Annotated in this window: 22 protein-coding genes and 1 tRNA gene; 14 read left to right on the forward strand and 9 right to left on the reverse strand. The window is 43.0% G+C overall.

Annotation, left to right across the window (positions count from 1 at the left end; genetic code table 11):
* Window positions 1-59: 59 nt before the first annotated feature.
* The 5 genes from FTT83_RS09765 to putP all read left to right on the forward strand — a co-directional run bounded on the left by FTT83_RS09765 (window position 60) and on the right by putP (window position 4,781).
* Window positions 60-686: a 1-acyl-sn-glycerol-3-phosphate acyltransferase gene (locus FTT83_RS09765; protein ID WP_180176552.1), complete on the forward strand. Its 627-nt coding sequence runs from the start codon at window positions 60-62 to the stop codon at window positions 684-686.
* A gap of 65 nt (window positions 687-751) precedes the next feature.
* On the forward strand, window positions 752-1,669 hold the full coding sequence (locus tag FTT83_RS09770; protein ID WP_180176551.1) for a patatin-like phospholipase family protein: 918 nt from the start codon (window positions 752-754) through the stop codon (window positions 1,667-1,669).
* A 98-nt stretch (window positions 1,670-1,767) separates the two neighbouring features.
* Window positions 1,768-2,241 (forward strand): NfeD family protein, encoded by a 474-nt coding sequence (locus tag FTT83_RS09775; protein ID WP_086196894.1) that lies wholly within the window; start codon window positions 1,768-1,770, stop codon window positions 2,239-2,241.
* Between the two features lie 13 nt (window positions 2,242-2,254).
* A complete protein-coding gene (locus FTT83_RS09780) occupies window positions 2,255-3,109 on the forward strand; it encodes an SPFH domain-containing protein (protein WP_086196895.1) in 855 nt (284 codons plus the stop codon).
* A 181-nt stretch (window positions 3,110-3,290) separates the two neighbouring features.
* Window positions 3,291-4,781 carry a sodium/proline symporter PutP gene (putP, locus tag FTT83_RS09785; RefSeq protein WP_180176550.1) on the forward strand — a complete coding sequence of 497 codons (1,491 nt, stop codon included), beginning with the start codon at window positions 3,291-3,293 and terminating at the stop codon, window positions 4,779-4,781.
* 78 nt (window positions 4,782-4,859) lie between these two features.
* Here the strand turns inward: putP and FTT83_RS09790 are convergent, their stop codons facing one another.
* The gene (locus tag FTT83_RS09790; protein WP_180080623.1) at window positions 4,860-5,768 is read right to left on the reverse strand and encodes a farnesyl diphosphate synthase; all 909 of its coding nucleotides are present in this window, start codon (window positions 5,766-5,768) and stop codon (window positions 4,860-4,862) included.
* Window positions 5,769-5,987: 219 nt separating this feature from the next.
* A complete protein-coding gene (gene prpF / locus FTT83_RS09795; RefSeq protein ID WP_180080622.1) occupies window positions 5,988-7,178 on the reverse strand; it encodes a 2-methylaconitate cis-trans isomerase PrpF in 1,191 nt (396 codons plus the stop codon).
* A 326-nt stretch (window positions 7,179-7,504) separates the two neighbouring features.
* Between prpF and FTT83_RS09800 the strand changes: the two genes are divergently transcribed.
* The 4 genes from FTT83_RS09800 (at window position 7,505) to FTT83_RS09815 (ending at window position 12,425) form a co-directional block, all read left to right on the forward strand.
* Window positions 7,505-8,860: an amino acid permease gene (locus FTT83_RS09800; RefSeq protein ID WP_180043225.1), complete on the forward strand. Its 1,356-nt coding sequence runs from the start codon at window positions 7,505-7,507 to the stop codon at window positions 8,858-8,860.
* 81 nt (window positions 8,861-8,941) lie between these two features.
* A tRNA-Arg gene (locus tag FTT83_RS09805) sits at window positions 8,942-9,014 on the forward strand.
* Window positions 9,015-9,578: 564 nt separating this feature from the next.
* Complete coding sequence (locus FTT83_RS09810) at window positions 9,579-10,877, forward strand: OmpP1/FadL family transporter (RefSeq protein WP_166171227.1); 1,299 nt, start codon at window positions 9,579-9,581, stop codon at window positions 10,875-10,877.
* A gap of 327 nt (window positions 10,878-11,204) precedes the next feature.
* Window positions 11,205-12,425: an OmpP1/FadL family transporter gene (locus tag FTT83_RS09815; protein ID WP_180081929.1), complete on the forward strand. Its 1,221-nt coding sequence runs from the start codon at window positions 11,205-11,207 to the stop codon at window positions 12,423-12,425.
* Between the two features lie 71 nt (window positions 12,426-12,496).
* On the opposite strand, the gene thrH is transcribed toward FTT83_RS09815, so the two are convergent.
* Complete coding sequence (gene thrH, locus FTT83_RS09820; protein ID WP_086196902.1) at window positions 12,497-13,114, reverse strand: bifunctional phosphoserine phosphatase/homoserine phosphotransferase ThrH; 618 nt, start codon at window positions 13,112-13,114, stop codon at window positions 12,497-12,499.
* Between the two features lie 199 nt (window positions 13,115-13,313).
* Between thrH and FTT83_RS09825 the strand changes: the two genes are divergently transcribed.
* Together FTT83_RS09825 and FTT83_RS09830 are read left to right on the forward strand one after the other, a co-directional pair.
* On the forward strand, window positions 13,314-14,045 hold the full coding sequence (locus tag FTT83_RS09825) for a phosphoadenylyl-sulfate reductase (RefSeq protein WP_180081931.1): 732 nt from the start codon (window positions 13,314-13,316) through the stop codon (window positions 14,043-14,045).
* A 167-nt stretch (window positions 14,046-14,212) separates the two neighbouring features.
* A complete protein-coding gene (locus tag FTT83_RS09830; RefSeq protein WP_086196904.1) occupies window positions 14,213-15,598 on the forward strand; it encodes a wax ester/triacylglycerol synthase family O-acyltransferase in 1,386 nt (461 codons plus the stop codon).
* A 76-nt stretch (window positions 15,599-15,674) separates the two neighbouring features.
* Here the strand turns inward: FTT83_RS09830 and FTT83_RS09835 are convergent, their stop codons facing one another.
* The 6 genes from FTT83_RS09835 to FTT83_RS09860 all read right to left on the reverse strand — a co-directional run bounded on the left by FTT83_RS09835 (window position 15,675) and on the right by FTT83_RS09860 (window position 20,429).
* The gene (locus FTT83_RS09835; protein WP_086196905.1) at window positions 15,675-15,845 is read right to left on the reverse strand and encodes a PA1571 family protein; all 171 of its coding nucleotides are present in this window, start codon (window positions 15,843-15,845) and stop codon (window positions 15,675-15,677) included.
* 135 nt (window positions 15,846-15,980) lie between these two features.
* Window positions 15,981-17,435 carry a ribonuclease G gene (gene rng, locus FTT83_RS09840; protein WP_180081933.1) on the reverse strand — a complete coding sequence of 485 codons (1,455 nt, stop codon included), beginning with the start codon at window positions 17,433-17,435 and terminating at the stop codon, window positions 15,981-15,983.
* Window positions 17,436-17,477: 42 nt separating this feature from the next.
* A complete protein-coding gene (locus FTT83_RS09845) occupies window positions 17,478-18,044 on the reverse strand; it encodes a Maf-like protein (RefSeq protein ID WP_180081935.1) in 567 nt (188 codons plus the stop codon).
* Window positions 18,032-18,523, reverse strand: coding sequence for a rod shape-determining protein MreD (gene mreD, locus FTT83_RS09850; protein WP_086196908.1), 492 nt, complete (start codon window positions 18,521-18,523; stop codon window positions 18,032-18,034). The genes FTT83_RS09845 and mreD overlap by 13 nt, the downstream gene beginning before the upstream one ends.
* Entirely contained in the window at window positions 18,510-19,367 is an 858-nt protein-coding gene (gene mreC, locus FTT83_RS09855; RefSeq protein WP_086196909.1) for a rod shape-determining protein MreC, read from the reverse strand. Before mreC ends, mreD begins: the two co-directional genes overlap by 14 nt.
* Window positions 19,368-19,382: 15 nt before the next feature.
* Window positions 19,383-20,429 carry a rod shape-determining protein gene (locus FTT83_RS09860; protein ID WP_086196910.1) on the reverse strand — a complete coding sequence of 349 codons (1,047 nt, stop codon included), beginning with the start codon at window positions 20,427-20,429 and terminating at the stop codon, window positions 19,383-19,385.
* A gap of 132 nt (window positions 20,430-20,561) precedes the next feature.
* Between FTT83_RS09860 and gatC the strand changes: the two genes are divergently transcribed.
* From gatC to gatB, 3 genes are read left to right on the forward strand one after another with little or no spacing between them, the layout of a single operon-like run.
* On the forward strand, window positions 20,562-20,876 hold the full coding sequence (gene gatC / locus FTT83_RS09865) for an Asp-tRNA(Asn)/Glu-tRNA(Gln) amidotransferase subunit GatC (RefSeq protein WP_086174772.1): 315 nt from the start codon (window positions 20,562-20,564) through the stop codon (window positions 20,874-20,876).
* A 52-nt stretch (window positions 20,877-20,928) separates the two neighbouring features.
* Window positions 20,929-22,407 (forward strand): Asp-tRNA(Asn)/Glu-tRNA(Gln) amidotransferase subunit GatA, encoded by a 1,479-nt coding sequence (gene gatA, locus FTT83_RS09870; protein WP_180081937.1) that lies wholly within the window; start codon window positions 20,929-20,931, stop codon window positions 22,405-22,407.
* A complete protein-coding gene (gene gatB, locus FTT83_RS09875) occupies window positions 22,407-23,894 on the forward strand; it encodes an Asp-tRNA(Asn)/Glu-tRNA(Gln) amidotransferase subunit GatB (protein WP_180176549.1) in 1,488 nt (495 codons plus the stop codon). The genes gatA and gatB overlap by 1 nt, the downstream gene beginning before the upstream one ends.
* Window positions 23,895-24,284: the final 390 nt, after the last annotated feature.

Raw genomic sequence — 24,284 nt, forward strand, 5'->3', positions numbered from 1 at the left:
TACAAAAGCTTAACATGTTTAAAAGCCGATAAATTTACCCGGGAGTGCAATCAAACACCATGACTCAACACTTTCCGACCTTGCCCGATCAAGTGCCTGCCCGTAGTGGTCACTTAAGCCGAAATATTTTCAAAAAATTATTTCTTGCCCAAGGCTGGAGTTTTGAGGGTGATTTTCCCAACCTGCAGAAAGCGGTCGCCATTATTTCTCCACACACCTCGAATATCGATGCCTGGCACGGTTTTGCCGCACTGCTTGGACTGGGCATCAAGATCACGGTTTTTGGCAAACACACCTTATTTAACACACCGCTGAAACCCATACTTGAATGGATTGGGGTGATTCCGGTCAATCGCAGTATCCAACAAGGTACCACTCAGCAAATTATCGACTTCATTAATACGCAACAGCAGATCTGGGTCGGTATGGCACCGGAAGGAACACGCAAACAGGCTGAATCGTTTAGAAGTGGTTTTTACCGCATTGCCGTGGGTACCCATATCCCGATTGTGATGTTTTCACTGGATTATAAAAACAAAGCGATACACTGCCTGGGTGTGTTTCAGCCAACGGGAAATTATGCGCAGGATGTAGAACAAATTTTAGATCACTATACCGGCAAATTTTCAGCCAAAAATCCGGACTGGTTAGCCAAGCCATTACAAAAGCGTTTAAAAAATAACTAGTCAAAATAACAATTATCTGCTGTCATGTGCACAACTTTTCATCAAATTGATATACAAATTCAACCATGAAGCTTGTGCAATATTCTTTCATTGCTCTACTAGGGCTTGGACTGATTGGCTGTGATAAAACCACCAAAACACCACCGCAAACCACAACCATCAAGGCACGTGAACCTGTCATTGCCATTGCGCTTGGGGGTGGCGGGGCTAAAGGATTTGCCCATATTGGTGTGCTGAAAGTTTTAGAATCACATGGCATTAAGCCGAAAATCGTCACCGGGACCAGTGCCGGAAGTTTTGTCGGCAGTATTTATGCCAGTGGTAAAACGCCTTATCAACTACAGCAAATTGCACTGACTTTAAAAGAATCGGATATCCGTGATTTAACCCTGAACAGTCAAGGTGTGGTGCAAGGTCAAAAATTGCAGAATTATGTCAACCAGCATATTGCTAATAAACCGATTGAGAAATTCCCGATTCGCTTTGCAGCGGTTGCGACCCGTCTGGACACCGGCACTAAAGCTGAATTTATTAAAGGCAATGCCGGTCAGGCGGTGCGTGCTTCCTGCAGTATCCCCAATGTCTTTGTTCCCGCTACCATCGGTGGGAAACAGTATGTCGATGGGGGGCTGGTCAGCCCGATTCCGGTGAAAACCGCGAAAGCGATGGGTGCAGATATTGTTATTGCCGTCGACATTTCTGCACGACCGAGTGGCAATCAACCGATGAATATGTGGGGCCTACTGGACCAGACCATCAATATTATGGGTCAACAAAGCATTCATGAAGAACTGAATCAGGCCAATGTGATCATTCAGCCTAAAGTAGGACATTTAGGCACGCTGGATTTAAAAGCCAGCAATGCATCCATTCTGGAAGGCGAAAAAGCGACCCAGCTGAAAATCATCGCCATAAAAAAGGCAATCAGCGACTTTAAAAAATCACCCGCAGCCTTTAAACCCGCGCCAAAATCCAGAATCTAAAAAATATGCTTTTTTAATATTCAAAGACTTATTCATCTGCTAAATTGATATGGAGGCCTCATGGTCTCTCTTTATTTTGACAATACACGAGTAGATGTATGGAATTTGCATTCGAACCTTGGCATTGGTTTGTACTCGGGGTATTACTGATGCTTTCTGAATTGGTAATCCCCGCTTTTGCTGCACTATGGTTTGGCATCGCAGCCATCATGGTCGGTGTTTTATTCTGGATGTTTCCGATGATGGGCTTAACCACTCAGATTGTCACCTGGATTATCCTGTCTGTGCTATGCACATTGTTGTGGTTCAAATTTATCAAACCACTTTCAATTGATAAAACCAAAGCCGGTTTATCCCGTGAAGCGACTATTGGTCAGGTGGGCATGGTCATTCAGACTCATATGCAGCATGACCTGATCACGGTGCGTTTTCCCATGCCGGTTTTGGGGTCAGATGAGTGGAACTGTCGGACGCTGTCTCCGGTAGAAGTGGGTGATCGGGTTCGCGTGGTCGATATTCTCGGCAATGATCTGGTGGTTAAACCACACCATCCCAATAACGAAAATATATAAGTGAGGAAATAACATGTCTGGTGGAACAATTATTGTTTTAGCACTGCTGGTTTTTGCCGGCGTGACCATTTTTAAAGGGGTGCGCATTGTCCCGCAGGGTTATAAATGGATCGTGCAACGTCTGGGTAAATACCATACCACTTTGGGACCGGGACTCAGTTTTGTCATTCCGTATATTGATGAAGTGGCTTATAAAGTCACCACCAAAGATATCGTGCTGGATATTCCTTCACAGGAAGTCATTACCCGTGACAATGCGGTGCTGCTGATGAATGCAGTAGCGTACATTAATATCACTACCCCGGAAAAAGCGGTTTACGGCATTGAAAACTATACTTGGGCCATTCAGAACCTGGTGCAAACTTCACTGCGTTCAATTGTCGGTGAAATGGATCTGGATGATGCGCTATCCTCACGTGATCACATTAAAGCCAAACTGAAAGCCGCCATTTCCGATGATATTTCCGATTGGGGCATTACCCTGAAAACCGTGGAAATTCAGGATATTCAACCCTCATCGACTATGCAGGCTGCAATGGAAGCACAAGCGGCTGCCGAGCGTCAGCGTCGTGCTACCGTGACCAAGGCAGATGGTGAAAAACAGGCAGCAATTTTGGAAGCCGATGGCCGCCTGGAAGCTTCACGCCGTGATGCAGAAGCACAAGTCGTCTTGGCTGAAGCCTCACAGAAAGCCATTGAGATGGTGACTTCAGCAGTCGGCGACAAGGAAATTCCGGTGGCTTATTTGCTGGGTGAACAATATGTCAAAGCCATGCAGGACATGTCGAAATCCAATAATGCAAAAACGGTGGTGTTACCTGCCGACATCATGAACACCATTCGTGGAGTAATGGGACGCAATCAGTAAACTACTCTTTTATATTAAAAAATAGACAGCAAAAGCTGTCTATTTTTATTTCAGCCAAGAAAAACTCAGCATTTTTTTTTAATCTATGGTTAAATTTCGCGTTATTTTTTTGAAATGATTTGTGCTTGTTCTTTAAAAGCCTGTGTTTCGATCTACTGTCCACCGTGTAACTGGATACCGTATGAACTCCCTGAATCCGACCTTAATTACCTTTCTTTTTTATATTGTCGCCATGATCGCGATTGGCCTTCTGGCTTATCGCGCGACAGCCAATTTTTCTGATTACATTTTGGGGGGTCGTCGTTTAGGTAGTTTCGTGACGGCGCTCTCTGCCGGTGCTTCAGATATGAGTGGATGGCTGCTGATGGGCTTGCCGGGTGCAATTTATCTTTCAGGTTTATCTGAAATGTGGATTGCAATTGGCCTGATTATTGGTGCATGGCTCAACTGGCTGCTGGTTGCTGGACGTTTACGTGTACACACCGAAGTACAGCACAATGCCCTGACCTTGCCAGACTATTTTTCCAACCGCTTTAATGACCAGAAGAAAATTTTACGTGTGGCATCGGCTTTCATTATTCTGATTTTCTTTGCCATTTATTGTGCTTCCGGCATGGTGGCTGGTGCGCGCCTGTTTGAAAATATGTTTGACCTGTCCTATAGCACGGCACTATGGATCAGTGCCATTGCCACCATCAGTTATGTATTTATCGGTGGCTTCCTCGCGGTCAGCTGGACCGACACCATTCAAGCGTCATTGATGATTTTTGCTCTGTTACTCACCCCTATTGTGACCATTCTGAGCTTCTCGGACCTGTCTCAAATGACCCTGGCACTTGAAGCTGCACGTCCACAAGCGATGGATATCATGGGTGATCTAAGCTTTGTGGCGATTATGTCCTTACTTGCCTGGGGCTTAGGCTACTTTGGTCAACCACATATTCTGGTGCGTTTTATGGCAGCAGATTCGGTGAAATCCATTCCCAATGCACGCCGTATCGGTATGACCTGGATGACGTTATGTCTAGGTGGTGCGGTGGCAGCAGGCTTCTTTGGGATTGCCTACTTCCAGCAGCATCCGGAACTGGCTGGTGCTGTGACGGCCAATCCTGAAACCGTATTTATGGAACTGACCAAGATTCTGTTTAATCCGTGGATTGCAGGTATTGTACTGGCTGCCATTTTAGCCGCGGTGATGAGTACTCTGAGTTGTCAGTTACTGGTCTGCTCAAGTACGCTAACCGAAGACTTTTACAAATCCTTCTTGCGTAAAAATGCCACACAAAAAGAACTGGTCTGGATTGGCCGCCTCATGGTGTTGCTGATCGCCCTGCTTGCCATCTGGATGGCTGGAAACCCTGAATCCAAAGTTTTAGGTTTGGTGGCTTATGCATGGGCAGGTTTTGGTGCAGCCTTTGGTCCACTGATTATTCTGTCTTTGTTCTGGCGTCGTATGACTTTAAATGGCGCACTTGCAGGTATGCTGGTCGGCGCTGTGGTGGTGATTCTATGGAAAAACCTGTTGGGCAATACCGGTGTTTATGAAATTATTCCCGGCTTCATTGCTTCAATCATTGCCATTGTCGTGGTCAGCCTGCTGGGTAAAGCCCCTTCTGCTGAAGTCACCACCCGTTTCGATGAAGGTGACCGCCTATATAAAGCATCTAAATAATTTTTACAGTCTAAGCTTATAAAAAAAGAGGATTTATGATCCTCTTTTTTTAGTCTTGGCTGCTGTATTTGAATCAAATTAACTTTTACGCGCCAATAAAAATTCTGAAATCTGGTTCAATTCAACTGCATTTTCAGCAAACATCTCCAAAGCATTAAAGGCCTGATCATGCAGCTCTTTGGCATAGGCTTGAGCTTTTTCCAGCCCCATGAGTGCAGGATAAGTTGATTTATCTACTTGCTCATCCTTACCCGCAGTTTTCCCCAGTACTGCCGTATCGGAAATAATATCCAGAATATCATCCTGCACCTGAAAGGCCAGTCCAATCGCTTGCGCATATTCACGCAGTTTAGGAATAGCAGGATCTGTGCCTTCAAATACGGTCACGGCTGTCATCATCACGGCTGCAGAAATCAGGGCACCGGTTTTATTGCGGTGAATATTTTCCAGAGCATCCTGATCCACACGCTTGCCTTCAGCCTGTAAATCCAGCACCTGACCACAGACCATTTTCGAGCTGGCAGTCGCCAGAATTTGCATCTGTTTTAAAACAATGGTCGGAGCAACTGCCGGGCCCTGATCAAACAGGCGACTGCCCAAGATTTCAAAGGCCATCGACTGCAAAATATCCCCTGCCAATAATGCCGTATCTTCCCCAAAAGCGACATGACAGGTTGGTTGACCACGACGCAAGGAATCATTATCCATACAGGGTAAATCATCGTGGGCCAGTGAATAACAGTGAATCATTTCAATGGCGACTGCAGCACGGCGTACGGCAGCAAAATTTGCATTCGGTTTTAAAGCAGCGGTGGCATAACAAAGTGCAGGACGTACCCGTTTTCCACCCAGCATGACCGCATGATACACAGCCCCTTTAAGCGGCTCCGGAATGGAAAATGCGTCTAATGCCGTTAATAAATCTTGTTGAATACGTTGCTGTGCTTGAGTTAATGCATTTGCTTGCACGTCAGTTAAAGATGACACATTCGCCTCGAATACTTTGCTTTGGGAATAGATCGGGAAAATTAAAAATGACCCCGATCTAATATACAACGCTCTTGTCACCTTCGACAGAGAACTTGCGATTCCTCATCTACATGAGAATTGAACCGTCATCATCGTTTAAGCTTTAATCAGGCTAACTTATTGATCAATGACAAGCAGCATGATACTGCTTTCTCGCAAGATTCTCTATCTTGTTTGCTATTTCAAGCTATCTTTCGGAATTCGAACCCAGCCTTCCATCAGTACCCGCGCACTGCGGCTCATGACAGCTTTTTTGACCACCCATTGTCCATTTTCCTGCACAGCTTGTGCGCCGACTCTTAAGGTACCTGATGGATGTCCAAAGCGTACCGCTTCACGTACTCCGCCACCTGCTGCCAGATTAACCAAAGTTCCAGGAATCGCAGCAGCTGTACCGATCGCCACTGCAGCCGTTCCCATCATGGCATGATGCAGTTTGCCCATCGACAAGGCACGAACCAGCAAATCAACATCAGTGGTTTGAATGTCTTTACCGCTTGAAGATGTGTAGGCTTTAGGTTTCGATACAAAGGCAATTTTCGGGGTATGCTGGCGCTTTTCCGCTTCAGAAATGTCCTGAATCAGACCCATCTGTTTTGCGCCATAAGCACGGATAGTTTCAAAACGTGCCAGTGCCTGAGCATCGCTATTGATAGCATCCTGTAATTCTGTACCCTCATAGCCAATATCTTCAGCATTTAAAAAGATGGTCGGAATACCAGCATTAATAAAGGTCGCCTGGAAAGTTCCGATTTCTGGCACTTCCAGGGTATCTACGACATTCCCCGTTGGGAACATGGCTCCGCCCTCTTCACCATCATCAGCCGGGTCCAGAAATTCAATGGCAACTTCAGCTGCCGGGAAAGTCACCCCATCCAGCTCAAAATCACCTGTTTCCTGCACCTGTCCATTGGTGATCGGCACATGGGCAATAATGGTTTTTTGGATATTGGCTTGCCAGATACGGACTGTACAAATGCCATTTTCAGGAATACGTTCTGCACTGACCAGGCCATTGGAAATGGCAAATGAGCCGACTGCAGCCGTTAAGTTACCGCAGTTGCCACTCCAGTCCACAAAAGGCTGATCAATCGAAACCTGTCCAAATAAATAATCGACATCATGATCTGGCTGGGCACTTTTGGCCAAAATCACGGTTTTACTGGTACTTGAAGTTGCTCCACCCATGCCATCAATCTGCTTGCCATATGGATCAGGGCTTCCAATCACTCGCAGCAATAACTGATCACGCACTTTTCCAGCCTGCTGTGCAGCTTGTGGCAAGTCATCCAGTTTAAAGAACACCCCTTTACTGGTACCGCCACGCATATAAGTTGCTGGAATCTTGATTTGTGGAGCAAAACTCATTTCTCTTTTATCCTTTCATTTATCATTGTTGTACATCGCCGTCAGCAAAATGCTAAAAAGTATCATAGCGATTTTTTTATGAAATAGATGCTTTCTTGACTTAAGTATAAAAAACGAATACCAAACTTTTTTTCATCATTTACATCATTTTATTTTATGTATTAAAAAATAAAATTAATTTATTGATTCAAAATAGGAATATATAAAATATTTTTTATATGATTATTTTTTAACAATCCCTCTCTAGAGCCCGTACTAGGCTTATACATTTCAATCTATTACAATCCATTTCAATCCTTTCCTTACACATTGTCGGGCTGAATACTTTGAACAACGAGTCTTCCAAACTTCAGCGTGGCTTAAAGAACCGTCATATCCAACTGATCGCCATGGGCGGTGCAATTGGGACAGGCTTATTCTTAGGTTCCGCACAGGTCATCCAATCTGCTGGTCCTTCCATCATCTTGGGTTACGCCATTGGTGGTTTAATCGCCTTTTTAATCATGCGCCAACTGGGTGAAATGATTGTTCATGAGCCTGTAGCAGGATCATTTAGCCACTTTGCCAATAAATATTGGGGCAAATTCCCGGGCTTCCTGGCGGGCTGGAATTACTGGATTTTGTACGTTCTGGTTGCCATGACAGAGCTTACTGCAGTCGCCAAATATATTAATTACTGGTGGCCGCATATTCCTGCATGGGCTTCGGTACTGTTCTTTTTCATTGTCATTACTCTGGTCAATCTCGGCAATGTCAAGTTTTATGGCGAATCCGAATTCTGGCTTTCCATTGTTAAAGTGACTGCCGTGATTTCCATGATTGTTTTCGGCCTGTATTTATTACTGACCGCAGATGCAGGATCAACCTCTTCATTTAGCAATCTTTGGTCACATGGCGGTTTCTTCCCGAATGGTTTTGAAGGCCTGTTCTATATGCTGGCTTTCCTCATGTTCGCCTTTGGCGGTATTGAACTGATTGGTATGGCGGCTGCAGAAGCCAAAGACCCGGAAAAGACCATTCCTAAGGCCATTAACCAGGTCGTGTTCCGTATTCTGATTTTCTATATTGGCTCACTCACGATTCTTTTATCCTTAGTACCTTGGAACCAGCTGGAACTGGGTGGTATGGATAAAAGTCCATTTGTAATGATTTTCAGTCAACTCGGAATTGGCTGGGCAGCACATCTACTCAATTTCATTATCTTGACTGCGGCACTGTCTGTTTATAACAGCGGTATGTATGCCAATAGCCGTATGCTGTATGGTCTGGCACAGCAAGGCAATGCACCGAAAGCGTTCATGAAAGTAAATAAACAAGGTGTGCCTATTCCCGCTGTTTTATTCTCAGCCCTGCTCATTTTCGGTTGTGTGCTTTTAAACTACTTTGTCCCAGAAGACGCTTTGGGCCACTTGATGTATGTGGTCGTAGGTGCCTTGGTACTCAACTGGGCCATGATTAGTTTGACACATCTGAAATTCAAACAGGCTGTCAAAAACGCTGCGATTCAAACCAAGTTCCCTGCACTCTGGGCTCCTGTCAGCAATTATGTGGTACTGATCTTTATTGCGACAGTACTTTATATTATGTGGACCCAAGGTTTTAAAGAATCCGTATTGATGATTCCCGTCTGGATAGTGCTGATGTTTGGCCTATTTAAAAGCCTAAAGACGAAGAAATCTTAAACATAAAAATCATTTTAAAAAGTTATTGTTTCGACAATAACTTTTTTTTTACCGGTATTTGCGCTACATTAGCTGCGCATTGCGCCCTTAGCTTAACTGGATAGAGCAGTTGCCTCCTAAGCGACCGACGTGGGTTCGAGTCCCGCAGGGCGCACAATACTTTTCACCCTAGAATTTTTAATAAAAATAATCTAAAGCCCTATTCAGCTTGCCAGATCTCGCTTCCCTACCTGTCTATATTTAAACTTTCCCTTAGTCAGATAATGAGACGAGTATTTTAAAATTCCCAAATTGCAATTAATAATAAAAAATATTTAAAAAATTAAATTTCCTGACCTCCTGTTTTTTAAATTTCAATTATTACGTTTGAAGAGAGAACTCTATCACATAAAAATACGATACTTTTTATGATAAATGGTCATTTTTTAATCAAATAAATATTCACATAAAATAATTATCAATTTAGTTTAATTAATTATTTTTCAATTGTTTAAAGTAAACTATTAGTATAAATTTAGACTAAAAACTCTAATACGTTCATTTTTTAAACTCTATAGTTTTTTATAGAGCATTTACTCTTTTTTTTATTGTGCTATTTTTGTCACATGGAGTAACAAATGATATCTGGTTATATAACTGATATTAGGAAAATAAATTTAGCGCATTCAAAAACACAAATCAGCCGTAATAAAATTTGTACCTCAAGGAAAGACACAAAATGAAATTAAAAACTCTTAGTACCGCAATGATTCTTGCAACAGTACCAATGACAGGTGCATTTGCAGCTGCACTAGATCGCTCAGGTCAATCTATTTCAGCCTTCCTACAACCGGGTAACTATTTCGAAGCGGGTATTTCTGTTTTAGATCCAAATGTTTCAGGTAAAGTAAATAATGGATATACTCCAAACCCAGCAGCTCCAGCAAGTGCTATTGGGCTTCAAAATACAAACTTATCAGATATGGGAGATGATTATTATTTTCCAAGTGCAGCATTAAAATTACAGCTTACTGATAATTTCTCTTTTGGCTTAATTTACGATCAGCCTTTCGGAGCTGATGCAACTTATTCAGCCACAGACTCAAGTTCACCTGCTGTACTACCAGGTGCATTAGCCGCATTTCAAGGTCAAGGTTTATTCCATAATGGTTCTGAATCAACTAAAGTTGAAGTAAAAACACAAAATATATCAATGCTATTTGGTTTCCAACCAAATAAAAATTTAAATTTTTATGCAGGTCCAGTTTATCAAACTGTTGAAGGTGACGTTCAATTACGTGGTCTAGCATATGGCGGTAGCAGTACATTTGGCTCTTATAATGCCAATATGGAAGAAGACGGTTCAGTCGGTTGGTTAGCTGGTTTTGCTTATCAAATTCCTGATATTGCTCTCAAAGCATCTTTAACCTATCGTTCTGAAATTGACCATGATGCAAAAACCACCGAAACTTTTAATACAGGTTTATTTGCTGGTCTTAACCTACAACCAAATTCAAGTACTTCAATCACGACACCACAATCTGTTAACCTGGATTTCCAAACCGGCATCATGGCAGATACCGTAGCATTTGCTAATGTACGCTGGGTTGAATGGTCTAACTTCTCCATTCGCCCACCTAAATTTGGTACAGCTAGTGTACAAGCACCTGTTGTAGCTTCAACTGGAAAACCAAATGGCTTTGATTTAGTTGCATATTCCGATGATCAAATTTCTGCAACTGTTGGTGTTGGTCGTAAACTGAATGAGCAATGGGCTGGTAACGTTTCCGTAGGTTATGATACTGGTGCAGGCAATCCGGTATCTACCCTTGGTCCAACAGAAGGTTACTGGAATGTTGGTTTAGGTTTACAATTCAGCCCAGCACCAAACTACTTCATCGCGGGTGGTGTGAAATACTTCTGGTTAGGTGATGCTAAAGCACAATCTGGCGCACAATTTGGTACTCCTAATACAGTTGCTAGCTTTGAAGACAACAATGCACTTGCATACGGCTTAAAAATTGGTTACCGCTTCTAATTTTATTTAACCAAACAATAAAAGACCATTGTTCGCAATGGTCTTTTTTCAGTCTTTGATTAGCATTTAATATACATTTATAAATTAATAGCTGTATTTTCCATCAAACGGTTAATTTTTTATTTTGAAATTTACTTCATTCTTCATAATTTTCTTTTTATTTAAAAATCATAAAGATAACTTAACAAAAATAGAATTATTACTCTATCAAGCATCATTTGTGTGCTTACAAGTCAATTATTAAACTCTAGCAGAGTATTTACTCTTTTTTTATTTATGTTACTTTTCAAGCACTTTTAGTTACAAAATGGCATCAGGGAAAGAACCATGAAGCTCAACAAAATATATTCAGCAGTTTTAATTAGCTTACTTCCATCTACTTCAGTATTTGCCGCTGGCTTAGATCGCTCAGGTCAATCTATCGCCGCATTTTTACAACCCGGAAATTATTTTGAAGCAGGCATTTCTATTTTAGACCCTGAAGTTTCAGGTAAAGATAAGTCTGGAAATACGGCTACAGATATGGCTGGTGACTACTATTTCCCACATGCTGCTTTGAAAGTTCAAGCGAATGAACACTTTTCTGTAGGTTTAATTTACGATCAACCTTATGGTGCGGATGCAGAATACTCTGGAAATAATAATTTTGTAGAAAATCATCCTGTTCCTTTTAAAGGTGGCACCTCTGTCGAAGTAGATACACAAAACTTAAATCTCATATTAGGCTACCAACCGACTCAGAATTGGAACTTATATGCAGGTGCCGTATATCAAACTGTGGATGGTACAGTACTACTTCGTGGTACTACCTATAGTGCTTTTAATGGCTACGATTTCAGAACGGGTGAAGATGAGTCGGCAGGCTGGTTAGCAGGTGTTGCATATCAAATTCCGGAAATTGCACTCAAAGCTTCCGTCACCTATCGTTCAGAAATCAAGCACAAGATCAATGCTTATGAACGCTTTAATGCTGCAGGCATGACAGGCAATACCCTATTAGATAATGCAATGACTGCCTTGAATGCATCTTCAGGACAAACTGAATTAACCACGCCACAATCTGTCAATGTTGATTTACAGAGCGGCATTATGGCGGACACTGTTGCCTTTGCAAATCTGCGTTGGGTGGATTGGTCTAATTTTAAAGTTCAACCCTACAATTTTGGAAAACTCTCTCAAATGCTTGGACAAGCAGGTCTGGTACCGGGAAAACCGAATGGCTTTAATCTAATTGACTATAAAGACGATCAAATTTCTGCAACAGTAGGCCTAGGCCGTAAACTGAATGAACGTTGGGGTGCCAATGTCTCTGTAGGCTGGGATTCAGGTGCGGGTAATCCAGTCACTACCCTTGGTCCAACCGAAGGCTACTGGAATCTGGGAACAGGTGTGCGCTTCTCCCCTGCTGAAAATTACTTTATCGGAGCAGGTGTGAAATATTTCTGGTTAGGTGATGCTGATGCTGTGACTGGAGCGCACACCCAAGCAGGACAATTTGCGGATAACCATGCTATCGCTTATGGTTTGAATGTAGGTTATAAATTCTAAACATATTTTATATGTTTAAAAAAAGGCGTACCCGATGGGTACGCCTTTTTTACTTATATAAATATAAGGATTTATGCTGGAATATTACGCACTGACGCATTACGAATCGCTTCTTTTAACGCGTCATAACCGTGAATCGGTGGGAACTGAGGGAATTCAGCAATGACATTTTCCGGTGCATCAAACAAGAAACCGTGGTCTGCTTCGCCCAGCATCGTAGTATCGTTATAAGAATCGCCTGCTGCAATCACACGGAAGTTCAAACCATGCAGGGCTTTAACTGCTTGGCGTTTTTGATCCGGCTGACGAAGTTTATAAGCTGTGATCATACCATTTTCATCAGTTTCTAACTTGTGACAGAAAATGGTTGGCCAATCCAGTTGCTTCATTAAAGGATGAGCAAACTCATAGAACGTATCGGAAAGAATAATCAATTGAAAATGTGTACTCACCCATTTCACAAATTCTTTTGCCCCAGGGAAAGGCCCCATCTCTGCAATTACTTCCTGAATATCATTTAAGCCTAAACCATGCTCTTTTAAGATATTCAGGCGCTGCGTCATTAACACATCGTAGTCTGGAATATCACGTGTAGTGGCTTCCAACGCTTTAATTCCAGTTTTCTTGGCAAAGTTAATCCAAATTTCCGGAACCAACACCCCTTCAAGATCAAGACATACGATTTCCATGGGCTCTCCCAATGTCAGTAAAAAATTTTGCGTTATGATAGCTTAAAAATAGAGATTTCAGGGGCTGTTTTTTAAATCTATTTTATTCATAAGCATTTATTTTTTAGTGCTAAGCAGATTATTTCAATTCCATTAAAATCATTGTGAATTAAACTAATATAGGTTTTTAAGTGTCCAAGCCTATACGCCAGGAACTGTCATGACTACAATCCCGACCATTGACCTTGTTGATGCACTTGCATCTGAATATGCTGATAAATCTCCCAGCGAGATTCTGGAACTTGCTTTAAGTCAAGAAGGTGAAATTGCCATTTCATTTTCAGGTGCTGAAGATGTGGTTTTAATTGATATGGCTTCTCATTTGGGCAAACCTTTTCGTGTCTTCAGTCTCGATACAGGTCGTTTACATGCAGAAACCTATCAATTTATCGACCAGGTCCGTAAACATTATAATATTGAGATCGAGATTTGTTTCCCTGAAACAGAAGCGATGCAAGAACTGGTGACTGAAAAAGGTTTTTTCAGCTTCTATCAGGATGGCCATCAGGAATGTTGCGGTATCCGTAAAGTTCAACCCTTACGCAAAAAGCTGGCTACACTGGATGGCTGGATTACCGGTCAACGTAAAGATCAAAGCCCAGGTACCCGTAATGAAATTCCAGTGGTGCAAGCAGATGTTGGTTTTTCAGGTCCAGGAAAACAGCTGATTAAGTATAATCCTTTGGCAAACTGGTCAAGTTCCGACGTGTGGAACTATATCCGCATGATGGAAATTCCTTATAATCCGTTGCATGAGCGTGGCTTTATTTCGATTGGTTGTGAGCCCTGCACCCGTCCTGTATTGCCAAATCAGCATGAACGTGAAGGCCGCTGGTGGTGGGAAGAAGCGACCCATAAAGAATGCGGGTTACATGCAGGAAATTTAAAATAATAGTTAAAAAAATCACTGTTATTCAGTGATTTTTTTAACTTATCATTACACATAAAGCAGTTCATTTCTTTTTGAAAAAAGATATACTAAAAACACTCTTTTATATAATTCTAACAAGCCTGTTCATATAAGAACAGGCACAAAATTGCAGTGAGGCATTCAACGCTATGCGTCCATTACACCCAATTGATTTTATTTTTCTGTCGCTTGAAAAGCGTCAGCAACCGATGCACGTCGGTGGGCTGTTCCTGTTTCAAATTCCTGACAATGCACCTGATACATTTATTCAAGACCTCGTTGCTGATATTCGTAAATCCAAATGTCTTCCTGTTGCGCCTTTTAATAATAAACTCAATGGCCTATTTTGGGATGAAGACCAAGAATTTGATCTAGACCATCATTTCCGCCACATTGCACTACCGCACCCGGGTCGAATCCGTGAATTACTGACTTATATTTCACAAGAACATAGCGCACTGCTTGATCGTGCCAAACCACTCTGGACCTGCAACATTATTGAAGGCATTGAAGGCAACCGCTTTGCCATGTACTTTAAAATTCACCATGCTATGGTTGATGGTATTGCCGGTATGCGTTTAGTAGAAAAATCACTATCCTATGATCCAGAAGCCAAGAGTATTGTGCCACTCTGGTGTGTCGAAGGTCCTCGTGCTAAACGATTAAAAGAACCGAAAGCAAGTCGTATAAAGAAAGTCATGGGGGCTGTAAAATCACAATTTGAAGCGACCCCTAAAGTCATGTATGAACTATCGCAAACCATCTGCAAAGATATGGGGCGCAATCCTGACTATGTTTCCAGTTTCCAGGCACCCAGTAGCATTTTAAATCAACGAGTCAGTTCATCACGCCGTTTTGCCGCACAATCCTTTGAATTGGGCCGCTTAAGCAAAATTGCAAAAGCACTGGGTGTCACCATCAATGATGTAGTCTTGGCCATCTGTTCTGGCGCACTGCGTGAGTATTTGATCAGTCATCACGCATTGCCGAAAAAACCGCTGATTGCTATGGTTCCGGCTTCAATTCGTGATGATGATTCTGAGGTTTCAAATCGTATTACCATGATTTTGGCTAATCTGGGTACGCATAAAGATACACCTTTAGAACGCCTGCAAATTATTCGCCGTAGTGTGTTAAATGCCAAGCAGCGGTTCAAACGCATGAATTCAAATCAAATTTTAAACTATAGCGCATTAGTTTACGGTGCAGCTGGTTTAAATATTGTCTCGGGAATGATGCCAAAACGCCAAGCGTTCAATATTGTGATTTCTAACGTGCCAGGGCCACGCGAACCGCTATACTGGAATGGTGCAAAACTGGATGCACTCTATCCAGCTTCAATTGTACTGGATGGACAGGCACTGAATATTACCATGACCAGCTATTTGGATAAACTGGAAGTGGGGTTAACCGGTTGTCGTAATGCCTTACCGAAAATGCAAAACTTGCTCACGCACCTGGAAGATGAAATTCAGCGCTTTGAAGAAATTGTAGGTCAAGATATTCCACCAAAAAAGTTAAAAGCGGTGAGTTAACCGCAGCTTCCAAAGAGTGAATAATAAATAAAATAAGGGACCTTTTAGAGGTCCCTTTATTTTCTATTGCACGAAATTAATTCTTAATTGCACGACATTGATTTAATAGTTGATGACAAACTGAATGAATCATGGCCGCTGTAATTTGAACTTCTTTACCCTGCTCATTGACGATATAACCGTTTTGGCTCATTTTATTATCTGTAACTTTCGTATTTTGTTGAACTGCTACTTGGCTTATACTCATGTCATACCTCTTGTTTGCTAAACCAAAACTGGGAGATTTTGGCTTTGGCTACTTGTGTATGACTAGTATTCAAAATTCAGCCTAAAAAGTAAAATTTCAGATGTAACAAGTGTTTAACGATATTCTGTTACAATTTCAGCTCAGAATGATATCGTATTGCTCTTGCGTATACAGATTTTCCACCTGAAATTTGATGATACGCCCTATAAAGTGCTCTAAATCGGCCACTGCAGGTGCTTCCGCTGTTAACAATCGGTCAATCACCGATGGGTGTGCCACCACAGTAAAACCACTTTTACATTCAAAAGCACGTGCATATCTTAAAATTTCCCGAAAAATCTCGTAACACACTGTCTCTGCCGTTTTCACATAACCCCGTCCCTGACAGGTTGGACACGATTCACATAATAAGTGTTCTAAAGATTCACGAGTACGCTTTCGGGTCATTTCCACCAGGCCCAGTTCTGAAACCTGGGTAATTTTGGTTTTGGCATGATCACGTTCCAGCATACGCTCAAACTGGCTCATGACTTCTTCACGATGCTGGGCTTCCTGCATGTCAATGAAGTCAATAATGATAATGCCACCCAAATTACGTAAGCGCAGCTGACGGGCAATGACTTGAGTCGCTTCCATATTGGTTTTAAATACGGTGTCTTCTAAAGTCCGGCCACCGACGTAGGAACCGGTATTGACATCAATGGTAGTCATAGCTTCAGTCTGGTCGATCATCAGATAGCCACCCGACTTCAATGCTACGCGGGTTTGCAGGGCCTTCTGAATATCTTCTTCAACATTGTACAAGTCAAAAATGGGACGTTCACCCGGATAGTGAACCAGCCGGTCTTGCATGCTCGGCACAAACTCTTGCACAAATTCTTGCAACTTGGCATGTATTTCGCGTGAATCGACAGAGATTTTAGAAGTATCTTCATTGGCCAAATCACGAATGACCCGCTGTGGCAGCGGCAGTTCTTCAAAAATCAGTGAAGGGACGGCAATGCTTTTTTGCTTGCGTTGAATAAATTCCCAAAGCTTGGCCAAATACGCCATATCCTGTGCAATTTCAGCTTCAGGAATCCCCTCTGCCGCAGTACGGACAATGACGCTGCCGGGTAATTTATGCTCGCTTTGAATGCGTTCGATCATCGAACGCAGCCGGTCTCGTTCTTCTTCTGATTCAATGCGTTGTGATACACCGATATGATGACCATAAGGCATCAATACCAGATAACGTGAAGGAATGGAAAGATCGGTAGAAAGACGCGCCCCTTTGGTCCCCAGCATATCCTTCATCACTTGCACCGTGAGAATTTGACCGGGTTGCAGCAGTTCAAAAACATTAGGGGTTGGTTGATTGCGGGGCCAGACCATATCGTTGATATGCAGAAAAGCGGTTCGAGAAAGACCAATATCGACAAAAGCAGCCTGCATACCCGGAAGTACACGCACCACTTTACCTTTATAAATATTGCCCACCAATCCACGCTTAACCGTACGCTCAACAAATAATTCATTGACCGTGCCGTTCTGGATTAAGGCCACACGACATTCCATAGGTGTGACGTTAATCAACAACTCGTCAGACATAATAAAACTCAAAACATTATAAAAATTCTTTTTTGAGGTCAGTTAATTTAGTGCCTTAACTGCCTGTAATAACTGTACGGTTTCATGTAAAGGCAAGCCCACGACATTGCTATAACTGCCTTCGATACGGGGAATATAACGCGCTGCGATGCCTTGAATGGCATAAGCACCCGCTTTTCCTAAGGGTTCCCCTGTTGCCCAATAATCTTCCATATCATTGAGACTTAACTTTTGAAACTCAACCTGTGTTCGTACCACTATACTTGATTTTTCTGTTCTTGTACGCACACAAACACCTGAAAAGACATCATGCTTGCGCCCGGAAATGCGCTGCCACATTTCAAAAGCATGTTGTTTTGATTCAGGTTTACCTAAAATCTGATTATCCACACCTAAACTGGTGTCAGCGGCTATGACGATGGCATCCGGAAATTGCTCCAATACAGCTTGAGCCTTGCTACAGGCTAAACGCTCGACATAGGCGGCAACATCTTCTCCGTCAAGAATAGATTCATCGATATCCGGACCATAAATCTCGAATTCTAAACCTAACTGTTGCAGCAGTTCCCGACGGCGTGGAGAACTCGAAGCCAGAATTAAACGCGCCATTTTTTAAGCATAAAATACATGACAGGGAAAACCAGCACACTGCTCAATAAAGGCTGCCAGTGTCGGGTAATGGAAAATTGCAAGCCACCCATCGTTTGGGCAATCCAGATCACAAATAAATGTGCCATTACTGCCAGAAAGCTAATCACCCAGAGATTGCCAAAGGTCATGATACGTCGTTCACGGGTTAAAAACCGGACAATAAAGGTAATCAACACAAAACTTAGTGCATTCATACCTAAAGGGGCATCCACCAGCAAGTCGGTAAACATGCCGGTGGCAAAGGCAAACCAGATTCCGCACCATGTAGGTTGGCACATCACCCAAAATAGCATGAGCAGCAACATGAATAAGGGACGTGCACCTGACACGGCATAAGACAGTGGGTAAACCATCAGCACCGAACAGACAATGACTGAAACAATAATCGCAATTAAAGGATCCCGATTGCTTTCAGCCCTTAATTTAGCGAGTGGCATGTGGCTGCTCCATCGCTAATGAATCAGAAAAAAGGACAACGACATGATGTCCACCGGCCAATTGTGCGGCTGGAATGACTTCAATCTGGGCAAATTCACCCGAATTATGCCGGTTAACTTTAGACACCGTGCCAACCAGATAGCCTGCAGGGAAATGTGCACCCAGACCTGAGCTATACACTTTTTCACCCACCTTGACATTGGCACTGGTCGGAACATATTCCATCTTCAAATGACCTAAATCACCTGTACCCGATACAATGGCACGCATCCCGGTATGTTCCAAACGCACAGAGAGAGAATGTTCTTTATCGGACAGCAACATAATACGGCTACTATGCGAATTGACATTGATGATCTGCCCCATAATTCCTTTATCGTCCAGTACGGTTTGACCGACCTTGAGCTGACTGTTGGAACCACGGTTAATCACAATAATATGCCGTAATGGATCGGCATCTGTACCGATGACTTCTGCAATTTCCATGCGCCCATCAATAATCAAAGGCGTATCCAGCAGACCTCTTAAACGGGTATTTTCGGCAGAAAGTTCAGATAATTTTTGCAGACGAACCTGAGCCTGTAATAACTCGGCTTGCATCGCGGTATTTTCACGACGTAACTGGGCTTCAGACTTGGTTTGTTGATTGAGCCATTCTCGCGATAACACTGGATAGCTTGCAAGGGCATAAATAGGATTATATGCCGCATACAAGACATCACGTGCGGGCTGAATCACATGCGGCATGCGCCAGTTAAAAAACAGCACCACCAGACATGTAATCACCGCAATGATAAATGAGCGAAAAGATGGCGGTTGTCGAGAAAACAGTTGTGTTTGCACCGCCTGGTCCCTAACTTAACCTACAAATAACATGTCGTGATTTGGATTATCGAAGAATTCCAGTACCTTACCACCACCACGAGTCACGCAAGTCAACGGATCTTCAGCCACAACCACAGGCAAACCGGTTTCTTGCGCAAGAAGTTTGTCGAGGTTACGAAGTAGTGCACCACCACCAGTCAGCACAATGCCACGTTCTGCAATATCAGAAGACAGTTCAGGCGGGGTTTGTTCAAGTGCAGATTTAACCGCAGAGACAATATTTTGTAATGGGTCTGAAATCGCTTGGGTAATTTCGTCTGAAGTCACCGTGATGGCACGAGGAACACCTTCAGCCAGGTTACGGCCACGCACTTCAATTTCCAGCGGCTTCGCGCCTTCATCCGGAAGTGCCATACCCACTTCTTTTTTAATCACTTCGGCAGTGGTTTCACCAATCACACAGCCATGCGCTTTACGTACATAGTTAATGATCTGTTCATCAAAGACATCACCACCAATACGGAGTGAATCTGCGTAAACACAGCCCTGCAATGAAATAATTGCGATTTCAGTGGTACCACCGCCCACATCGACCACCATCGAACCACAGGCCTGTTCAACCGGCATACCGGCACCAATTGCAGCAGCCATTGGCTCTTCAATTAAGCGGACATCACGTGCGCCAGCATTGAATACCGCTTCACGAATGGCACGGCGCTCAACCAGCGTTGATTTGCACGGTACACACACTACAACACGCGGTGCAGGTGGGAAAAGACGCTTTTCATGTACTTTACCAATAAACTGGTTCAACATGGTTTCGGTCACTTCGAAATCGGCAATCACCCCGTCTTTCATCGGGCGGATTGCAGAAATATTTGCAGGTGTACGACCGAGCATTTGTTTAGCATCAAGACCAACCGCGGCAACGATTTTCTGTGAACCGCTGTGACGGATGGCCACAACCGTCGGTTCATTTAATATAATGCCTCGTCCTGGTGCATAAATAAGTGTATTTGCTGTACCTAAATCAATGGCTAGATCGGGCGAAAACAAGCCAATTAGTCTTTTTAGAATCACGGAGACGTTCTCGATTAAACTTTATGTGGACGCAAGGTGGCAACTTTAACTAAATGTGATGATTTGGACAAGTCAATCGCTTATTATAACGCACGATATTTTGAATTTTTTTAATACTGATTAGGTAATATTATGTCTACATCGGATGCACAGCATTCTGCAGATTTAAATGCAAAAACAGTTTCAGCAATCGCACATCTGGCCCGATTGTCGCTAAATGATACGCAATCTGCTGAATATGCTCAAAGTCTAAATAAAATTTTAGGCATGATGGAAACCTTAAAAGGCATTGACACTGAAAATGTCGAGCCGCTTAAAAGTCCATTTGACCATCCACAGCCCTTACGTGAAGACGTGGTTTCTGAAGAAAATCATCGTGAAGAATATCAAGCTGTTGCACCGGCAACCCAAGATGGCTTGTACCTTGTTCCACGTGTGATTGAATAATCTTTATTCAGTTAAATCATTTTATTAAATTAAACGTAAAGAAATATTTCTCATGACAGATTTACATCGCTTATCGATTCGTGAACTTTCCGAAGGTTTAGCTGGGGCTAAATTTTCGTCTCGCGAATTGACTGAACATTATTTAGAACGCATTGCAAAAATCGATGCTCAAGTACAATCTTATGTGACTGTCACTGCCGAGCAGGCATTGGCCCAAGCCGACGCTGCTGATGCTGCAATTAAAGCTGGCAATGCAACTGCCTTAACAGGTGTTCCAATTGCACATAAAGATATTTTCTGTACCCAAGGCATTAAAACCACTGCCGGTTCTAAAATGCTGGACAATTTTATCTCTCCTTATGACGCGACCGTTGTAGCGAAAGGTAAAGCTGCGGGCCTGGTGACTTTAGGTAAAGTGAACATGGACGAATTTGCCATGGGTTCAACTTCCGAGTCATCTTACTTTGGCGCGACCAAAAACCCTTGGGCACTGGATCACGTTCCCGGTGGTTCTTCAGGTGGTTCTGCTGCGGCTGTAGCGGCTGACCTTGCACCATTTTCAACCGGCACCGATACTGGTGGTTCAATCCGTCAGCCTGCGTCTTTCTGTGGTTTGACTGGCCTGAAACCAACTTATGGTCGTGTATCGCGTTTCGGTATGATTGCCTATGCATCATCTTTAGATCAAGGTGGTCCAATAGCACGTTCGGCTGAAGACTGTGCCTACCTGATGAACGTGATGGCAGGTCATGACGCAAAAGATTCTACTTCTGTAAACAAAGACGTTGATGATTATGTGGCAAACCTGAACGGTACATCAGTTAAAGGTTTACGCATTGGTATTCCTAAACAGTACTTCAATGTTCACGGCTTAGATGCTGACGTAAAAGCACGTGTTGAAGAGTCGCTTAAAAAGTTAGAAGAAATGGGTGCAACGTTGGTTGAGATTGACCTCAACATGACAGAAGCTTATGTTCCAACTTATTACCTAATTGCCCCTGCTGAAGCATCTTCAAACTTGTCACGTTTTGATGGCGTGCGTTATGGCTACCGCTGTGAAGATCCAAAAGACATTATGGACTTGTACAAACGCTCTCGTTCAGAAGGTTTTGGTAAAGAAGTTCAGCAACGTATCTTGATCGGTACTTATGCGCTTTCTGCGGGTTACTACGATGCTTACTACGTGAAAGCACAAAAAGTCCGTCGTTTAATTCAACAAGACTTCTTAAAAGCTTTTGAGTCTGTGGATGTGATCGCAGCACCTTCTGCGCCTACAACTGCATACCGAATTGGTGCAAACTTAAGCCCAGTTGAAATGTACCTAGGTGACATTTACACTATCGCGGTAAACTTGGCAGGTCTTCCTGCAATTAACGCGCCTGTTGGTTTTGACAAAGATAACTTACCGGTTGGCTTACAATTGATTGGTAACTACTGGTCAGAATCTCAATTGTTGTCTGTGGTACACCAATACCAACAAGCAACGGATTGGCATACAAAACGCGCTGCAATTGCTGAGGAGAACGCATAATGGCTCAAGCTCAAAAACAATCCCCAAAAGCAGCTAAATCAAACCTGATTGATGGTTGGGAAGTCGTTATTGGTATCGAGATTCACACTCAGCTGGCAACCAATACTAAAATTTTCTCAGGTTCTTCAACTGTTTTTGGTCAAGACCCAAATACACAAGCCAGCCTGGTTGATTTAGCGATGCCGGGCGTATTGCCAGTACTCAACAAAGAAGTGGTTGATCTTGCAATTCGTTTTGGTTTGGGTATCGATGCATATATTGACAAAGCATCTGTATTTGCACGTAAAAACTATTTCTACCCTGACTCGCCTAAAGGCTATCAAATTAGCCAGATGGACAACCCGATTGTGGGCTTGGGTCATATCGACATCCAACTTGAAGATGGCACCACTAAACGCATTGGCGTAACCCGTGCACACCTTGAGGAAGATGCTGGTAAATCGATTCATGACCAGTTTGAAGGTATGTCAGGTATCGACTTAAACCGTGCAGGTACGCCGCTGCTTGAAATCGTATCTGAACCCGATATGCGTTCGGTTGAAGAAGCGGTTGCCTACATTAAAGCGATTCACACGCTGGTGCGCTGGTTAGGCATTTCTGACGGTAACATGGCAGAAGGTTCGTTCCGTGCTGACTGTAACGTGTCTTTACGTCGTCCGGGTCAACCATTCGGTACACGTTGTGAACTGAAAAACCTCAACTCATTCCGTTTCATTGAACAGGCAATCAATGTTGAAATTGAACGTCAAATGGAAATTCTGGAATGGGACGGCACAATTGATCAGGAAACACGTTTGTTCGATCCTGTGAAGATGGAAACGCGTTCAATGCGCTCTAAAGAAGAAGCGAACGATTACCGCTACTTCCCTGATCCAGACTTGTTGCCTGTAATTATTGCAGACGAGCAAATCGAAGCAATTCGAGCGACTATGCCTGAGCTTCCTGCTGCACGTCGTGCGCGTTTCGTGGCGGACTTTGGTGTGACTGAGTATGATGCTCACGTTCTTACACTGACTCGTGAAATGTCAGAGTTTTACGAAGATGTGGTGAAAGCTGCTGGCGGTGCTGCACAAGGTAAGATTGCTGCAAACTGGGTGATGGGCGAATTCTCAGGGGCTTTGAACAAAGCAGGCTTAGATTTGGCTGATTCTCCTGTGTCGAGTGAAAAACTTGGCGGTATGATCGCGCGTATTGTAGACAACACCATTAGCGGTAAGATCGCGAAACAGGTGTTCGGCTTTATGTGGGACGAGGGCAAAACTGCGGACGAAATCATTGCTGAAAAAGGCTTGAAACAGGAAACTGATACAGGCGCAATTGAAGCAATTATTAAGGAAGTACTTGCTGCTAACGAGAAGATGGTTGAAGAGTATAAATCTGGTAAAGAGAAAGCTTTCAACGGTCTGGTTGGTCAGGTGATGAAAGCGTCTAAGGGCAAAGCCAACCCTGCACAAGTGAATGAATTGATGAAGAAATTGATTGGTTAATCTGATCTTTTTTCTAAAAGAAAACCCGCTTTAGAGCGGGTTTTTTATCACCATGATGTAAATTGAGTAATATCTGACATTCTTTGTAAGTTGACATTCGCACCTAGTTCACTATCCCAATACTGTTGACGTTGTTGAGCTGTTTGCCCATCCCCATCCCACTCAATAATAGTTTTTATTTTTGAGTTCTCATGGACTTTCAAAATTTTATTTAAATGAGTATCACATCCCGAATATCCAAATAAAATTATCTCTTTTACTTCTGAACCGTACCGGGTTTGTCGGAGACCAAACTTTCTGAGAGAATGTCCCGATGAAAAAAGTAAAATATACCCCTGAAATCAGAGATAGAGCGGTTCAATTATTGATTGAATCCGAAAAAGATTATCC

It is taken from the genome of Acinetobacter sp. YH01018, from assembly GCF_013420295.1.
In the GTDB taxonomy this organism is placed as follows: Bacteria; Pseudomonadota; Gammaproteobacteria; order Pseudomonadales; family Moraxellaceae; genus Acinetobacter.

Coding starts and splice junctions, on each gene's coding strand:
- gatA (WP_180081937.1), top strand. CDS start 20,929: ATGACAGATTTACATCGCTTATCGATTCGTGAACTTTCCGAAGGTTTA.
- rng (WP_180081933.1), bottom strand. CDS start 17,435: ATGTCTGACGAGTTGTTGATTAACGTCACACCTATGGAATGTCGTGTG.
- prpF (WP_180080622.1), bottom strand. CDS start 7,178: ATGAGTTTTGCTCCACAAATCAAGATTCCAGCAACTTATATGCGTGGC.
- FTT83_RS09775 (WP_086196894.1), top strand. CDS start 1,768: ATGGAATTTGCATTCGAACCTTGGCATTGGTTTGTACTCGGGGTATTA.
- FTT83_RS09830 (WP_086196904.1), top strand. CDS start 14,213: ATGCGTCCATTACACCCAATTGATTTTATTTTTCTGTCGCTTGAAAAG.
- FTT83_RS09845 (WP_180081935.1), bottom strand. CDS start 18,044: ATGGCGCGTTTAATTCTGGCTTCGAGTTCTCCACGCCGTCGGGAACTG.
- FTT83_RS09835 (WP_086196905.1), bottom strand. CDS start 15,845: ATGAGTATAAGCCAAGTAGCAGTTCAACAAAATACGAAAGTTACAGAT.
- thrH (WP_086196902.1), bottom strand. CDS start 13,114: ATGGAAATCGTATGTCTTGATCTTGAAGGGGTGTTGGTTCCGGAAATT.
- FTT83_RS09815 (WP_180081929.1), top strand. CDS start 11,205: ATGAAGCTCAACAAAATATATTCAGCAGTTTTAATTAGCTTACTTCCA.
- putP (WP_180176550.1), top strand. CDS start 3,291: ATGAACTCCCTGAATCCGACCTTAATTACCTTTCTTTTTTATATTGTC.
- mreD (WP_086196908.1), bottom strand. CDS start 18,523: ATGCCACTCGCTAAATTAAGGGCTGAAAGCAATCGGGATCCTTTAATT.
- FTT83_RS09825 (WP_180081931.1), top strand. CDS start 13,314: ATGACTACAATCCCGACCATTGACCTTGTTGATGCACTTGCATCTGAA.
- FTT83_RS09765 (WP_180176552.1), top strand. CDS start 60: ATGACTCAACACTTTCCGACCTTGCCCGATCAAGTGCCTGCCCGTAGT.
- FTT83_RS09810 (WP_166171227.1), top strand. CDS start 9,579: ATGAAATTAAAAACTCTTAGTACCGCAATGATTCTTGCAACAGTACCA.
- gatC (WP_086174772.1), top strand. CDS start 20,562: ATGTCTACATCGGATGCACAGCATTCTGCAGATTTAAATGCAAAAACA.
- gatB (WP_180176549.1), top strand. CDS start 22,407: ATGGCTCAAGCTCAAAAACAATCCCCAAAAGCAGCTAAATCAAACCTG.
- FTT83_RS09780 (WP_086196895.1), top strand. CDS start 2,255: ATGTCTGGTGGAACAATTATTGTTTTAGCACTGCTGGTTTTTGCCGGC.
- FTT83_RS09770 (WP_180176551.1), top strand. CDS start 752: ATGAAGCTTGTGCAATATTCTTTCATTGCTCTACTAGGGCTTGGACTG.